This window comes from Leifsonia sp. NPDC077715 (assembly GCF_040686855.1).
Lineage (GTDB): Bacteria > Actinomycetota > Actinomycetes > Actinomycetales > Microbacteriaceae > Leifsonia.
Window position 1 is genome coordinate 309,762 of sequence record NZ_JBFBOG010000001.1, and the last position, 13,445, is coordinate 323,206.

13 protein-coding genes are annotated in these 13,445 nt (G+C 71.3%); 5 read left to right on the forward strand and 8 right to left on the reverse strand.

The features are described from left to right. The first annotated feature begins 42 nt into the window (after nucleotides 1-42). Complete coding sequence (locus AB0P25_RS01505; protein WP_363804990.1) at nucleotides 43-1,227, forward strand: Fic family protein; 1,185 nt, start codon at nucleotides 43-45, stop codon at nucleotides 1,225-1,227. Between the two features lie 56 nt (nucleotides 1,228-1,283). Here the strand turns inward: AB0P25_RS01505 and AB0P25_RS01510 are convergent, their stop codons facing one another. The 7 genes from AB0P25_RS01510 to hisS all read right to left on the reverse strand — a co-directional run bounded on the left by AB0P25_RS01510 (nucleotide 1,284) and on the right by hisS (nucleotide 8,254). After that, nucleotides 1,284-2,696 (reverse strand): FAD-dependent oxidoreductase, encoded by a 1,413-nt coding sequence (locus AB0P25_RS01510; protein WP_363804991.1) that lies wholly within the window; start codon nucleotides 2,694-2,696, stop codon nucleotides 1,284-1,286. Between the two features lie 38 nt (nucleotides 2,697-2,734). Continuing rightward, nucleotides 2,735-4,030, reverse strand: a complete 1,296-nt coding sequence (locus tag AB0P25_RS01515; RefSeq protein WP_363804992.1) for a S8 family serine peptidase — start codon at nucleotides 4,028-4,030, stop codon at nucleotides 2,735-2,737. A gap of 8 nt (nucleotides 4,031-4,038) precedes the next feature. Then, nucleotides 4,039-4,554, reverse strand: a complete 516-nt coding sequence (locus AB0P25_RS01520; protein ID WP_363804993.1) for a DUF501 domain-containing protein — start codon at nucleotides 4,552-4,554, stop codon at nucleotides 4,039-4,041. A 7-nt stretch (nucleotides 4,555-4,561) separates the two neighbouring features. Further along, the gene (locus tag AB0P25_RS01525) at nucleotides 4,562-5,101 is read right to left on the reverse strand and encodes a septum formation initiator family protein (protein WP_363804995.1); all 540 of its coding nucleotides are present in this window, start codon (nucleotides 5,099-5,101) and stop codon (nucleotides 4,562-4,564) included. Nucleotides 5,102-5,199: 98 nt separating this feature from the next. Continuing rightward, a complete protein-coding gene (locus tag AB0P25_RS01530; RefSeq protein WP_363804996.1) occupies nucleotides 5,200-5,448 on the reverse strand; it encodes a hypothetical protein in 249 nt (82 codons plus the stop codon). 161 nt (nucleotides 5,449-5,609) lie between these two features. Next, complete coding sequence (gene eno, locus AB0P25_RS01535) at nucleotides 5,610-6,890, reverse strand: phosphopyruvate hydratase (RefSeq protein ID WP_064109495.1); 1,281 nt, start codon at nucleotides 6,888-6,890, stop codon at nucleotides 5,610-5,612. A gap of 71 nt (nucleotides 6,891-6,961) precedes the next feature. Continuing rightward, entirely contained in the window at nucleotides 6,962-8,254 is a 1,293-nt protein-coding gene (gene hisS, locus AB0P25_RS01540; protein WP_363804997.1) for a histidine--tRNA ligase, read from the reverse strand. Nucleotides 8,255-8,632: 378 nt separating this feature from the next. On the opposite strand from hisS, the gene AB0P25_RS01545 reads away from it, so the two are divergent. The 4 genes from AB0P25_RS01545 to AB0P25_RS01560 are packed head-to-tail and all read left to right on the forward strand — an operon-like array spanning nucleotide 8,633 to nucleotide 12,644. Beyond that, the gene (locus AB0P25_RS01545) at nucleotides 8,633-9,685 is read left to right on the forward strand and encodes an iron-siderophore ABC transporter substrate-binding protein (RefSeq protein WP_363804998.1); all 1,053 of its coding nucleotides are present in this window, start codon (nucleotides 8,633-8,635) and stop codon (nucleotides 9,683-9,685) included. A gap of 4 nt (nucleotides 9,686-9,689) precedes the next feature. Further along, the gene (locus tag AB0P25_RS01550) at nucleotides 9,690-10,775 is read left to right on the forward strand and encodes an iron chelate uptake ABC transporter family permease subunit (RefSeq protein WP_363804999.1); all 1,086 of its coding nucleotides are present in this window, start codon (nucleotides 9,690-9,692) and stop codon (nucleotides 10,773-10,775) included. Further along, the gene (locus AB0P25_RS01555) at nucleotides 10,772-11,833 is read left to right on the forward strand and encodes an iron chelate uptake ABC transporter family permease subunit (RefSeq protein ID WP_363805000.1); all 1,062 of its coding nucleotides are present in this window, start codon (nucleotides 10,772-10,774) and stop codon (nucleotides 11,831-11,833) included. Before AB0P25_RS01550 ends, AB0P25_RS01555 begins: the two co-directional genes overlap by 4 nt. 1 nt (nucleotide 11,834) lies before the next feature. After that, nucleotides 11,835-12,644 (forward strand): ABC transporter ATP-binding protein, encoded by an 810-nt coding sequence (locus AB0P25_RS01560; protein WP_363805001.1) that lies wholly within the window; start codon nucleotides 11,835-11,837, stop codon nucleotides 12,642-12,644. Here the strand turns inward: AB0P25_RS01560 and AB0P25_RS01565 are convergent. Beyond that, nucleotides 12,641-13,348, reverse strand: a complete 708-nt coding sequence (locus tag AB0P25_RS01565; RefSeq protein WP_363805002.1) for a MazG family protein — start codon at nucleotides 13,346-13,348, stop codon at nucleotides 12,641-12,643. The two genes, AB0P25_RS01560 and AB0P25_RS01565, sit on opposite strands and share 4 nt — an antisense overlap. Nucleotides 13,349-13,445 lie beyond the last annotated feature (97 nt).

The following is a 13,445-nucleotide window of genomic DNA, read 5'->3' on the forward strand; positions in this document are numbered from 1 at the left end:
TATGAGCTAACCTTTTATCTCATAAGACTGAAGGGGCGCCTTATGACGTCGTCGTGGCCCGCTCTGCAATGGGAGCGACGCCGCTGGGTTCCCAGCGCCGGGTGGGGCACCCGCGCGGACCGCCGGCTGGCCGATGAATGGTACGAGTCGGCACTGCCTCCGTTCATCGCCTCCCTCACTCCTGACGTCGGCGCGCTGTCGACCGCTGCAGAGCTGGCGACTCTCGAACTGAGTCGCTTCGATTCCGAGCTTGGCGCACGTGTTCTCTCTTTCGCGCCCGTCCTTCTGCGCTCAGAAGCAACGTCCTCATCACAGATTGAAAACCTCACTGCGTCCGCGCGTGCCATCTTCTCGGCCGAACTGGGAGCTCGGACAGGGCGAAACGCCGAGCAGATCGCCGCAAACACCCGTGCACTGCAAGCGGCCATCGGTCTATCGGAGAGGCTGACAGCGGATGCCATCACCGAGATGCACGCAGTCCTGATGGCCGAGCAGCCACGTCATACGCCGGGTAAATGGAGGGAGGAGGCGGTCTGGATCGGCACGCGGTCGGACTCGCCCGTAGGGGCAGAGTTCGTCGCGCCCGGCTACGAGCGCGTTCCTGAGCTGATCGAGGATCTTGTGGCCTTCGCCGACCGCCCTGATCTGCCGCCGCTCATCGCTACTGCAATCGCCCATGCGCAGTTCGAAACGATCCACCCCTTTACCGACGGCAACGGCCGCACCGGACGGGCTCTCGCTCAGGCCATGCTGCGCAATCGCGGCGTGACCCGAAGCATTGCGGTCCCCGTTTCCGCCGGGCTCCTGGCGGATGTCGAGGGATATCACGCCGCTCTTACGGCCTACCGAGCCGGAGACATCGCGCCGATCATCCGTGCCTTCGCGGACGCATCGTTCCGCGCAGTGGACAACGCGCGGCGGCTGGTAGACGAGATCGATGTCATCCGCACGGAATGGAATGAACGCCTCACCGCACGACGAGACAGCAACGCTTGGAAGCTGCTGGACATCCTGATCCGCCGACCGGTACTGGACTCCGCGACCGCCGCAGCAGAGCTGGGTGTCAAACAGCCGAACATCTATCCACCGCTACGTGCACTGGTGGACGCAGGCATCCTCAAGTCGAAGGCGGAGCACCAGCTCGGGCCCTTCTGGCGCACTGATGAAGTGCTTTCAGCCGTGGACCGTTTCGCCAAGCGCGCGGGGCGACGCGAGGCCGCCTCCTGATAGCGCACGAAGGCCCGGCCCCTCACGGGACCGGGCCCTCACGTGTCAGCGGTCGGCTACTTGGCCGAGACCTCTGCGGGCTGCTTCTCGGCGGCCTTCTTGCGGGCCGGGGCCTTCTTCGCGGGCTCCTCCGGGGCGGCCTCGACGGCCGGCTTCGGGCGGGCGGCGAACTCCTCGAACCCGGCGCGCGGGTTCTGGACGGCCTGCAGCGACACGATGTCGCGGCCGAGCCACAGGTTGTTCCACCAGCCCCACAGCACGCGCCACTTGCGCTCCCACGTCGGCATGGCCAGACCGTGGTAGCCGCGGTGGGCGGCCCAGCCGAAGAAGCCCTTGACGGCGATCTTGCCGGACTGCAGCACGCCGATGCCGACGCCGAGGCCGGCGACCGCGCCGAGGCTCTTGTGGTAGTACTGGCGCGGCAGCTCGCCGCGGAGCGTCGCGATGATGTTCTTCGCCATCAGCTTGCCCTGGCGCACCGCGTGCTGAGCGTTCGGCACGCAGTAGCCGCCGACGCCCGCACCGGTGAGGTCCGGGACGGCGGACACGTCGCCGGCGCCCCACGCGTCCTGGATGATCTCGTCCTCGGTGCCCACGCGGAGGTCGGCGCGGACGCGCAGGCGGCCGCGCTCCTCAATCGGGAGGTCCGTGTGGCGCACGACGGTCGGGTTCGCCATGACGCCGGCGGTCCAGACGATCAGGTCGGACTCGAAGGTCTCGCCGGTCGACAGCTGGATGACGCCGTCCACCGCGCTCTGCAGCTGGGTCTCGAGGTGGATCTCCGCGCCGCGCTCGGCGAGGTTCTTGATGACCCAGTGACTGGTCGGCAGCGAGACCTCGGGCATGATCCGGCCCATGGCCTCGATCAGGTGGAAGTGCGTGTCCTCGAAGGCGATCTCCGGGTAGCGCTTCAGCAGCGCGCTGGCGAAGGAGCGCAGCTCGGCGAAGATCTCGATGCCGGCGAAGCCGCCGCCGACGACCACGACGGTGAGGAGGCGGTCGCGCTCGGGCCCCGGCGGGAGACCGGCGGCCTTGTCGAAGTTCGTGAGGAGCGTGTCGCGGATGTACACGGCCTCCTCGATGTTCTTCAGGCCGACGGCCTGGTCGGCGACGCCCGGGATCGGGAACGTGCGCGACACGGCGCCCGCGGTGACCACGACGATGTCGTACTCGAACTCGTACGCCTCGCCCACGGGCGGCTGGATGGTCGCGACCTTGCGCGCGTGGTCGACGTAGGTGACCTTCGCGGTGATGATGTTGGTCGTCTTGAGGTGACGACGGTGCGCGACCACCGCGTGACGCGGCTCGATGGAGCCCGCCGCGACCTCGGGGAGGAACGGCTGGTACGTCATGTAGGGCAGCGGGTCGACCATGGTGACCTCGGCCTCGCCCGGGCGGAGCTGCTTCTCGAGCTTCCACGCGGTGTAGAAGCCGGCGTATCCGCCGCCGACGATCAGGATTTTGGGCACAGTGATGCGTCTCCTCAACACGAAAGTTTGGGCCTACATTACTCCTTGCTGCGCATCCGCCTGAAATGCGACGACACACCCACGCCGCCGAGGGCGACGAGGACGAGGAAGCCGGCGATCAGAGCGAATGGGAGCCAGAAAGCGGTGAGGACGCTCCATTGCGGCCAGAACATCTGCGTCCATGGTAGCGCGGGTTCGGGGGTCAGCTTCGCCGGGGCCGGGGCGGCCTGTGCGTTTCCGTCCGCCGCGGGGGGCGCGGTGGCGCTGGGCGACTGTGCGCGGCGGTGGACGCGGACCCAGTCGGCTAGGTCGCCCATCGGGTTGGCGGTCACGTGCGGGACGTTCGCACTCACCGCGGCCGCGGCGTCCAGCAGCCCGAATCCGTAGATCGGGCTCGGGACAGCGCCGCCCGCGGGCTTGGCGGTGCGGATGACCCGCTCGATCACATCCGGCGCCTTCAGTTCCGGGTGCGCGGCGCGGACCAGCGCGACCGCGCCCGACACCAGCGGTGCGGCGCCGCTCGTGCCCGCCCACTGCACGTACCCACCGCCCGGGTTCGCGCCCACCAGCTGCTCGCTCGGGGCGGAGACGCCGATCGTGATGCCCTGCGCAGACGCGTCGAAGCTGGCCTTCCCGGCCCGGTCCACACCGGCGACGGTGAGCACGCCGGGGACGGTCGCCGGCGCCCCGACCTCGGTGGTGCCGCTCCCCCGGTTGCCCGCGGCCGCCACGATGACGACGTCGTGGTCGAAGGCGTACTGGAAGGCGTCGTCCCAGCTGGTCGGCCAATCGAGGGTGTTGCGGGTGAGGGACATGTTGATGACCGAGGCGCCGTTGTCGACCGCCCAGCGCACCGCGTCGGCGATCTGCGTGTCGCTGCCCACCGGTCCCATCGCCTTGCCGAGGGCGACAGAGACCGGGAGGATGCTCGCCTCCGGGGCTGCGCCGAGCACGCCGTCGCCCGGTCCGGTCCCCCGCCCCGCCAGCAGCGAGGCGACCCAGGTGCCGTGGTTGGCGCTCTCGGCTTCGCCGAGCGGCTTCTGGCCGTTCGCGGCGCCGACGCCCGAGACGTCCGTGCCGCCGGCGATCGCCCCCGCGAGGTCCGGGACCGAGCCGTCGACCCCCGTGTCGATGACGGCGACCTTCACCCCGGCGCCGCGGGTGGTGTTCCAGGCCTGCTCGAAACCGTAGTCCTTCAGCCAGTACTCCAGGTCGCGCACCTGGTCGGCGCGCGCGGCGGTCGCCGGGACGATCGCCGCCGCGAGAGCGAGCGCGGCGACGGCCGCGGTCGCGACGAGGCGCCGCGCCCTGCCGGAAACCGATCCCCCCGTCACCGCTCCCCCTAGCCGGCGACGTCGATGCGGCACTCGCACACCGCGGGCGACCAGTCGCCGCGGGCCAGCGCCAGATCGCCGATCGGGTTGACGCCCGGGCCGGCTGCCAGCGCATGCGCGGCGAGCGCGTGCAGGCACTTCACGCGGGACGGCATCCCGCCCGCCGAGATGCCCGCGATCTCCTCGACGACGGCGATGGACTCGCGGTCGGCGAGGTACTGCTCGTGCGCGGCGGCGTACTGCGCGCGCACCTCCTCATCGTCGGCGAGGAGGTCGTTGTACTCGGTCATCACCTGGGTCGCTTCGAGGGCGGACATCGCCGCCGTGGCCGCGGGATGCGTCAGGTAGTAGAAGGTCGGGAACGGCGTCCCGTCGTCGAGGCGCGGCGCGGTGGAGACGACGGTCGGGCGGCCGCACACGCAGCGCGCGGCGATGCCGACGACGTTGCGTGCCGGGCGGCCGAGCTGCTGGGAGACGACGGCGATGTCCTCGTCGGTGACGGGATCGAAGGGGGGTCTGGTCATGCGGGTTCTACTTCTTCGGTGCGGGATTCGGGGTCGGCGTGGGCGCGGGCGTGGAGCCGGCACCTCCGTCGCCGCTGAGCTGCTGCGGGGTGGCGTCGGTGAGGCCGGCGCCCATGAACGAGCCGAACAGCGAGCCGACCCAGTCGGTCTGCGTCTTCTGGAGCTTGGAGCTGACCGGCGTGGTGTCCTGTTTCGCGGCAGGCGGGCGATCGTCGATCACCAGGTAGCTCGTCTCGCCCGGCATCACGTAGTACAGGCGGTCGCGGGCCTGGGCGCGGAGGTAGCTGGGGTCGTTCCAGCGGGCGCGCTGGTCCTTGAGCGTGTCGACCTGGGCGGCGAGCTGGTCGACGGCGCGCTGCTGGTCGGCGATCTGCTGCCGCTGGGAGAGGAACGCCTGCACCGTCGGTGCGAGGACGATGACGGCCAGCACGAGCACGCCCATCATCACGAGCGAGAACGCCGAGAAGTGGAGCTGGCGGAGCCAGCTGCCGGTGCCGCTCGGGCGCGACATGCGCACCGGGACGCGGCGCGTGCGCGGCTTCGGCATGTGCCCTCCCGGTTCGGCTCGCGGAGCCGGTCGGCCCCTTCTCATCGTAGGCGATGCGGGTGGGGCGGCCGGTGGCGCGCCGGGGTGTCGGGATGCGCTCAGCCGCCGCCCAGGACGGCGACCAGCCGCACGATGCCGACCACCGCGAGGATGCCGCCGCCGAGCGCGAACACGGCGCCGAGCGCCCGCGCATCGCCCGGACGGAACGGCCGGCGCGCATCCTCGTCGGCGAAGAACGCGGCCGCGCGCCCAGGCCGGACCAGAAGGACGACCCCGAGCACCGTGAACAGCACGGCCAGCGCGAGGAACAGCGCCAACGGCGCCGCCTCGGTCTCCACCCGCACCATCCCTCCATTCTGCCGCGCGTCCATCGCCCGCCGAAGTGCAGCTAACTGCGGGCGACACGCCGTGTGCGTGCGCAGGTAGCTGCACTTCGGGGATGGATGAGGGCTCCGAGACGGCGAACGGCCCCGGAGCGGAGCTCCGGGGCCGTGGCGCGCAGGGCGGGTTACGCGGTGAAGCGCGGGAAGGCGCTGCGGCCGGCGTAGACGGCGGCATCGCCCAGCTCCTCCTCGATGCGGAGCAGCTGGTTGTACTTGGCGACGCGCTCGGAGCGGGCCGGGGCGCCGGTCTTGATCTGGCCGGCGTTGGTGGCGACGGCGAGGTCGGCGATCGTCGTGTCCTCGGTCTCACCCGAGCGGTGCGAGAGCACGGCGGTCATGCCGCTGCGCTGCGCGAGCGACACGGCGTCGAGCGTCTCGGTCAGGGTGCCGATCTGGTTGACCTTGACCAGGATGCTGTTGCCGGCGTGCTTGGCGATGCCCTCGGCGAGGCGCTTCGGGTTGGTGACGAACAGGTCGTCGCCGACGAGCTGCAGCTTCGTGCCCAGCTCGGCGGTGAGGTGCGCCCACCCGTCCCAGTCGTCCTCGGCCAGCGGGTCCTCGATGGAGACCAGCGGGTAGTTGGCGGCGAGCTCCAGGTAGTAGGCGCTCATCTGCTCGGACGTGCGGTCCTGGCCCTCGAAGCGGTAGACGCCGTTCTCGAAGAACTCGGTGGAGGCGACGTCGAGGCCGAGCGCGATGTCACGGCCGACGGTGAAGCCGGCCTTCTCGATCGCCTCGGAGATCAGGTCGAGCGCGGCCCGGTTGTGCTCGAGCTCCGGCGCGAAGCCGCCCTCGTCGCCGAGGCCGGTGTTGAGGCCCTTCGACTTCAGCAGCGACTTGAGCGAGTGGTAGGTCTCGACGCCCCAGCGGAGGCCTTCGGAGTAGGTCTCGGCGCCAAGCGGCAGGACCATGAACTCCTGGATGTCGACGCCGGTGTCGGCGTGCGCGCCGCCGTTGATGATGTTCATCATCGGCACGGGGAGGATGTGGGCGTTCGGTCCGCCGATGTAGCGGAACAGCGGCAGGTCTGCCGAGTCGGCCGCGGCCTTGGCGACGGCGAGGCTGACGCCGAGGATGGCGTTGGCGCCGACGCGCTTCTTGTTGTCGGTGCCGTCGAGGTCGATGAGGGCCTCGTCGACGAGACGCTGGTCGGAGGCCTCGAAGCCCTCGATCGCAGGGCCGAGCTCGTCGAGCACCGCGTCGACCGCCTTGAGCACGCCCTTGCCGAGGTAGCGCTCCTTGTCGCCGTCGCGAAGCTCGTAGGCCTCGAACGCGCCGGTGGACGCACCGGACGGGACCGCGGCGCGGCTGACCGTGCCGTCCTCGAGGAGCACCTCGACCTCGACGGTCGGGTTACCGCGCGAGTCCAAGATCTCGCGAGCGCCTACAGCTTCGATTGCAGCCACAACTGTCTCCTTGCGTGGTTTTCGTGGGATTCCGAAGACAGTCTAGTGAGCGGGCGGGCCCGCCGACGCCCCTAGCTCAGCGGCTTGAGCTCGAGCGCCGACGCGTCGGCCGTGTCGGCGTTCACGAAGGCGAACGAGCGGAACCCGGATGCGGCGGCCCGGTCGAGCACGCCCTTGAGGTTCTTGGCGCGCCGGTCGAGGCGTACCCGCGACCCGCGGGCGATGAGCTCGGACTTGATCGCGACCAGTCGGTCGAGTGGCACGGCGGGGTCGTAGACGAGCACCACCGACTCCTGCCCGGCGTCCTCCGGCAGTTCGATGAGGTCGACGACGCGCTCGAAGCCGATCGAGAACCCCGCCGCCGGGACGTCGGTGCCGAGGAAGCGTCCGATCATCCCGTCGTACCGGCCGCCGCCGCCGACCGAGCTGCCGGATCCCGGGTGCGAGATCTCGAAGATCGTGCCCGTGTAGTAGCCCATGCCGCGAACGAGCGTCGGGTCGAAGCGCAGGGAGACGCCCGGCGGCAGCGTGTCGAGCGCGTGGGCCAGCGCTTCCAGGTCGGCAACCGCGTCGGTGTCCATGCCCGACGGCAGGATGCTCGTGATCGCCTGCACGGTCAGCTCGACCCCGCCCTCGGCGAGGTGCGGCTCCAGGTCGGCCAGGATGCCGCCGAGGACCGCCGCCGCGTCGGCCCCGCCCTCGGCGAGCTCCGCCACGACCCCGTCCGCGCCGATCTTGTCGAGCTTGTCGATGGAGATGAGCACCTGCGGCCAGCGCGTCTCGTCGAACCCGCAGTACTCCAGCAGGCCGTTCAGGATGCGGCGGTCGTTGATCCGGATGGTGCAGTCCTGCAGCCCCAGCGCCTCCAGCGCCGCGGCCGTCGCCGTGATCAGCTCGACCTCGGCGAGCCGGGTGCCCTCGCCGATGATGTCGATGTCGCACTGCACGAACTGGCGGTAGCGGCCCTTCTGCGGCCGCTCCGCGCGCCACACCGGCGCGATCTGGATGCTCCGGAACACGGGCGGCAGCTCGGCCCGGTGCGACGCGTAGAACCGCGCGAGCGGCACGGTGAGGTCGAAGCGGAGCCCGAGGTCGGACAGGCTCAGCACGTCGCCGGTCTCGATCGCCGCTGTGAGGTCGTCGCCGTCGAGCCCGCGCTTGAGGATGCTGAACGACAGCTTCTCGTTGTCGCCGCCCAGCCCCGAGTGCAGCCGCTCGACGTCTTCGACGACCGGGGTCTCGATCTCGTCGAAGCCGTGCGCGGCGAAGCTGCGCCGGATCACGCCGAGCGCATGCTCGCGGCGGGCTTTCTCGGCGGGGAGGAAGTCGCGCATGCCGCGGGGCGGAGTGATCGGTGAGGCCATGCGTCGATTCTTCCACGAAGCCCGGGGACACCTCCCGGGGGGATCGCGACCGAGGGCTCCTGAGGACTAACCTGGCCGCGTTGCCACCCTGAGGTCGCGGCCGGATCGCGGCTCGGTGGTGTCCTCGCACAGAGGACCTGGCATGAGTCGCATCCGTCCGACCACGGCGCTTGCTCGCTGCCAGACAAGAGGCCGACAACGCGTCCGCCGGAGACCAGGAGAGCGCCTGACCAGGACGCCTCACCCGAATGGCGAACGGACGCCGGGCGGACGCGCTGCCGGCCATCCACCCGCTTCGCCGTCGGGCACGGGCGCGTTGACGCCCACAAAGATTAGGTTAGGCTTGCCTAAACAAGCCCGCCTTCCCCGAGGAGAACCATGCTCCCTGTGCCCCGCGCCGCCCGCCGGTCGCGCCTCGCCCTGATCGCTTCCGCGGTCGTCGCCTCCGCCGCCCTCGTGCTCACCGGCTGCAGCGCCGGCGGCGCGGGATCCGAGACCACGGCCGGCGGCGACTCCGGCGCCTTCCCGGTCACGGTGAAGAGCGCCCTCGGCGACACGACGATCGACGAGAAGCCCACGCGGATCGCCACCTGGGGCTGGGGAGCGCAGGACATCGTCCTGGCGCTCGGGATCGTGCCGGTCGCGATGCCGAGCTTCAGCTACGGCGGGAACAAGGACGGCGTTCTCCCCTGGGACGCCGACCGCATCGCCGAGCTGAAGGGCAAGACCCCGCAGCTGCTGAACGCCGACACCGGTGAGGTCCCGTTCGAGGAGTTCGTGCAGGCGAAGCCGGACGTCATCCTCGCCCCCTACTCCGGCCTGACGCAGACCGAGTACGACACCCTCAGCAAGATCGCGCCGGTCGTCGCCTACCCGGAGAAGCCGTGGGCGACCAGCTGGCGCGACCAGACCGCGATCGTCGGCAAGGCCCTCGGCCTCACGAAAGAGGCCGACGCCCTGGTGACGAGCACGGAGAAGAAGGTCGACGACCTCGCCACGAAGTACCCGGTGATCAAGGACAAGACCTTCTTCTACGCGGCGGCCAACGAGCCCGGCAAGCTGAACGTCTACCGCGCCGAGGACCCGCGCGTCCAGCTGCTCAACGACCTGGGCCTCAAGAACTCCCCCAGCATCGACGCGCTCGACACCGCGAAGGGCGACGGCAGCTTCTTCTACCAGCTCAGCAACGAGAACCTGTCCAAGATCGACACCGACCTGCTGGTCATGTACTTCGACAAGCAGTCGTCCGTCGACGCGTTCACCTCCGACCCGCTGGTCGCCGCCATGCCGACGATCAAGGAGGGACGCTTCGCCCCGATCGTCGGCGAGTCGTTCGTCGCCGCCACGAGCGCGCCGAGCGTGCTCAGCATCCCGTGGATGCTCGACCGCTACGTCCCGGAGCTGGCCAAGGCCGCCGACAAGGTGAAGTAGGCGGATGCCCGCGAGCGTCGTCTCCGCCGGTGCGGAGCGTGAGGGCGCCGGGCGCGCCGGGGGCGGCAGCACGCCGTCCGCGGTCGCCCGGCGCCGTCGGCGTCTGCTCGTGGGGTTCGTGCTCGCCGCCGTCGTGCTGCTGGGGCTCTGCGTCCTCAGCCTGATGGTCGGCGCGCGGACCATCGCGCCCGCTGACGTCGTTCACGCGATCCTGCACTATTCCCGCACGGATCCCGACTCCCTGGTCGTCGTCGACAGCCGCCTCCCCCGCACCCTGCTCGGGATCGCCGCCGGGCTCGGTCTCGGCCTGGCGGGGACCGTGATGCAGGGACTGTCGCGCAATCCGCTGGCCGACCCGGGCATCCTCGGCGTCAACTTCGGCGCCTCGCTCGCGGTCGTCGTCGCGATCGCGTTCGTCGGCGTGACCTCGCCCTCCGGCTACCTCTGGTTCGCCTTCGCGGGCGCGGCCCTCGCCTCCGCCCTCGTCTACGCGGTCTCGTCACTGGGACGCGAGGGCGCGACCCCGATCAAGCTCGCGCTGGCGGGCGCCGCGGTCTCGGCCGCGCTCGGCTCGCTGATCACCGCCGTCGAGCTGACCAGCCGCGTCTCGCTGGACCAGCTGCGGTTCTGGCAGGTCGGCTCCCTCGCCGGGCGGGGCTTCGGCGTGCTCTGGCAGGTGCTGCCCACGCTGGCCGTGGGCGCGGTCCTCGCGCTGGCGCTCGGGAGGCTGCTCAACGGCCTGGCGCTCGGCGACGACGTGGCACGCGGGCTCGGCCAGCGGGTCGGTGCGACCCGCGCGCTGTGCGGGGTCGCGATCGTGCTGCTCTGCGGCTCCGCGACCGCCGCCGTCGGGCCCATCGCGTTCGCGGGGCTCATCGTGCCGCACATCGCCCGGCGGGTCGTCGGGGCCGACTACCGCTGGATCCTCGCGTACTCCGCGCTGCTCGCGCCCTCCCTGCTGCTCGCGTGCGACATCATCGGGCGCGTGGTCGCTCCCCCCGGCGAGCTGCAGGTGGGCGTGGTGCTCGCGTTCGTCGGCGCGCCCGTCTTCATCGCGCTGGTGCGCCGTCGCCGGCTGGTGAGCCTGTGACCGCGCAGGAGGCGTCGACGCGCGCGTCCGCCACGATCGGGGCCATCCGCTCCGACCGCCGCCGCGGCCGCTCGCGGGCTCTCCGCGTCTCCGTGGTCGCGGCCGTCCTCCTCCTCGTCGTCGGGGCCGTCTCGCTGACGCTCGGGGCCGCCTCCGTCGCCCCCGCCGACGTGCTCGCCGCCCTGATCGGGCGGGCGGACCGCCTCACCTCGTTCGTCATCGTCGAGCTGCGCCTTCCCCGGCTCGTCGCGGGCGCGCTCGTCGGCGCCTGCCTCGGCCTCTCCGGTGCGCTCATCCAGTCGGTGGCCCGCAACCCGCTCGCCAGCCCCGACATCATCGGCATCACGGCCGCGGCGAGCGCCACCGGCTCGATCGCGCTCGTCTGGTTCGGGTTGACCGGCCTCGCCCTGTCCGGGATCGTGCTGGCCGGCACGCTCGTCGCCGCCGCGCTGATCTACGTGCTGGCGTGGCGCAACGGCGTCAGCGGCTACCGCTTCGTGCTGGTCGGGATCGGCATCGCGGCGTTCTGCGGCGGCATCGTCTCGTACGTGCTCACCCGGGCCGACGTGTCGAACGTGCAGCAGGCGCTGGTGTGGATCACCGGCAGCCTGAACTCCATCGACCCGTCCGCCCTCACCGTGCTGGCGGTCGGGACGGTGATCCTCGTCCCCTGCGCGCTGGTCGCGGGCCGCCCGCTCGGCGCGCTGTCGCTGGGCGACGACCTCGCCTCCGGGCTGGGGGTCCGGCCGGAGCGGACGCGGCTCACCGTGGTCGCGGTCGCCGTCGCGCTGGCCGCCATCGCGGTCGCGGTCGCGGGCCCGGTGTCGTTCGTCGCGTTCCTGGCAGCGCCGATCGCCCGGCGGCTGGTCGGCCGGGGCTCGCTCGCGCTGGTGCCGTCGGCGCTACTCGGCGCGCTCATCCTCGTCGTCTCGGACATCGTCGCGCAGTTCGCGATCCCGGGCGTCGTGCTGCCCGTCGGCGTCGTCACCGGCATCGTGGGCGCGCCCTATCTTCTCTGGCTGCTGGCCAGGACCAACCGAGTGGGCCGTGGAGGCTGACATGACATCCGAGACCATCACGCCCGAGCTGTCGGCCCGCGGCCTGTCGCTCGCGTACGAGGGGCGGACCGTCGTCGACGGGCTCGACATCGACATCCCCTCCGGGCGCGTCACGGCGATCGTGGGGCCCAACGCCTGCGGCAAGTCCACGCTGCTGCGCGGCCTCTCGCGACTGCTGCCGCCGGCCTCCGGCACGGTGCTGCTCGACGGGGCCGACATCCACGGCCTGCCGACCAAGCAGGTCGCGCAGCGCCTCGGCCTGCTGCCGCAGACACCGACGGCGCCGGACGGCATCACGGTCGCCGACCTGGTCTCGCGCGGGCGGTACCCGCACCAGGGCTGGTTCCGCCGCTGGACGGCCGAGGACGACGAGGCCGTCGCCGAGGCGATGACCGCGACCGGCATCGACGACCTCGCCGAGCGCGCGGTGGACGAACTGTCCGGCGGTCAACGGCAGCGCGTGTGGATCGCGATGGCGCTGGCCCAGCGCACCGACATCCTCCTGCTCGACGAGCCGACGACGTTCCTCGACATCAGCCACCAGCTGGACGTGCTCGACCTGCTCCTCGACCTGAACGCCGCGCGCGGGACGACCGTCGTCATGGTGCTGCACGACCTCAACCTGGCCGCCCGGTACGCCGGGCACCTCATCGCGATGCGCGCGGGAACGGTCGTCGCGGCGGGCGACCCGGCGGCTGTGGTCACCGCCGACCTCGTGCGCGACGTGTTCGGCGTGGAGTCGGTCGTCGTGGACGACCCGGTGAGCGGCACCCCGCTGGTGGTGCCGCTCGGTCGGCACCACACGGCCTAGGCGCCTGCGCCGGACTCCTGCTCGCGGATCTCGTCCTGCAGGTCGCGCAGCGTGGAGCGGAGCGCGCGCTCCGCATCCAGCCCCTGCGCCTTCGCCGACGCCACGATGGCGAGCAGGAGCGGGCCCAGCTCGTCCTCGCTGCCCACCTGCACCCCGCCCTGCTGCTGCAGGTCGATCAGGCCGACCTTCTCGGCGCGGCCGAGCAGCTTGTCGGCCAGGGCGAGCGAGGGCATGCCCTGCGGGATGCCGTCGAGCACGCTGGTGCGGCCCGGCTTCTCCTGCTTCTTGAGCTCGTCCCAGAAACCGACCACGTCGTCCGCGGTCTCGGCGTGGCGCGCGTCGGCGGCCGCCTGGTCGCCGAAGACGTGGGGATGCCGGCCGACCATCTTCGCGGTCATGTGCGCGGCCACATCCTGGATGTCGAAGTCCTCGCCCGGCGTGTGCGCGGCGATGTCGGCGTGGAACAGCACCTGGTAGAGCACGTCGCCGAGCTCCTCGAGCAGTTCATCCCGGTCGCCGGTCTCGATGGCGTCGATCAGCTCGTACGTCTCCTCGACGAGGTACTGCACCAGCGACTCGTGGGTCTGGTCCGCATCCCAGGGGCAGCCGCCGGGCGCCCGGAGCCGCGCCATCACGGCGACCAGCTCGTCGAGCTTCGTGGCGGCCTCCGGCACCACCACCGGCGCGTCCACTGTCTCGCCCATCCCGTCCTCCTCGCTCTACGATGCATCCATCCTGCCACCGGGTAGAGTCGTGAGCGGTGTGCCGGGAAGTCTGGTCGGCGTCGTTGTCCGTGACCCC

Coding starts and splice junctions, on each gene's coding strand:
- AB0P25_RS01505 (WP_363804990.1), top strand. CDS start 43: ATGACGTCGTCGTGGCCCGCTCTGCAATGGGAGCGACGCCGCTGGGTT.
- AB0P25_RS01520 (WP_363804993.1), bottom strand. CDS start 4,554: ATGACCAGACCCCCCTTCGATCCCGTCACCGACGAGGACATCGCCGTC.
- AB0P25_RS01525 (WP_363804995.1), bottom strand. CDS start 5,101: ATGCCGAAGCCGCGCACGCGCCGCGTCCCGGTGCGCATGTCGCGCCCG.
- AB0P25_RS01530 (WP_363804996.1), bottom strand. CDS start 5,448: ATGGTGCGGGTGGAGACCGAGGCGGCGCCGTTGGCGCTGTTCCTCGCG.
- hisS (WP_363804997.1), bottom strand. CDS start 8,254: ATGGCCTCACCGATCACTCCGCCCCGCGGCATGCGCGACTTCCTCCCC.
- AB0P25_RS01545 (WP_363804998.1), top strand. CDS start 8,633: ATGCTCCCTGTGCCCCGCGCCGCCCGCCGGTCGCGCCTCGCCCTGATC.
- AB0P25_RS01550 (WP_363804999.1), top strand. CDS start 9,690: ATGCCCGCGAGCGTCGTCTCCGCCGGTGCGGAGCGTGAGGGCGCCGGG.
- AB0P25_RS01560 (WP_363805001.1), top strand. CDS start 11,835: ATGACATCCGAGACCATCACGCCCGAGCTGTCGGCCCGCGGCCTGTCG.
- AB0P25_RS01565 (WP_363805002.1), bottom strand. CDS start 13,348: ATGGGCGAGACAGTGGACGCGCCGGTGGTGGTGCCGGAGGCCGCCACG.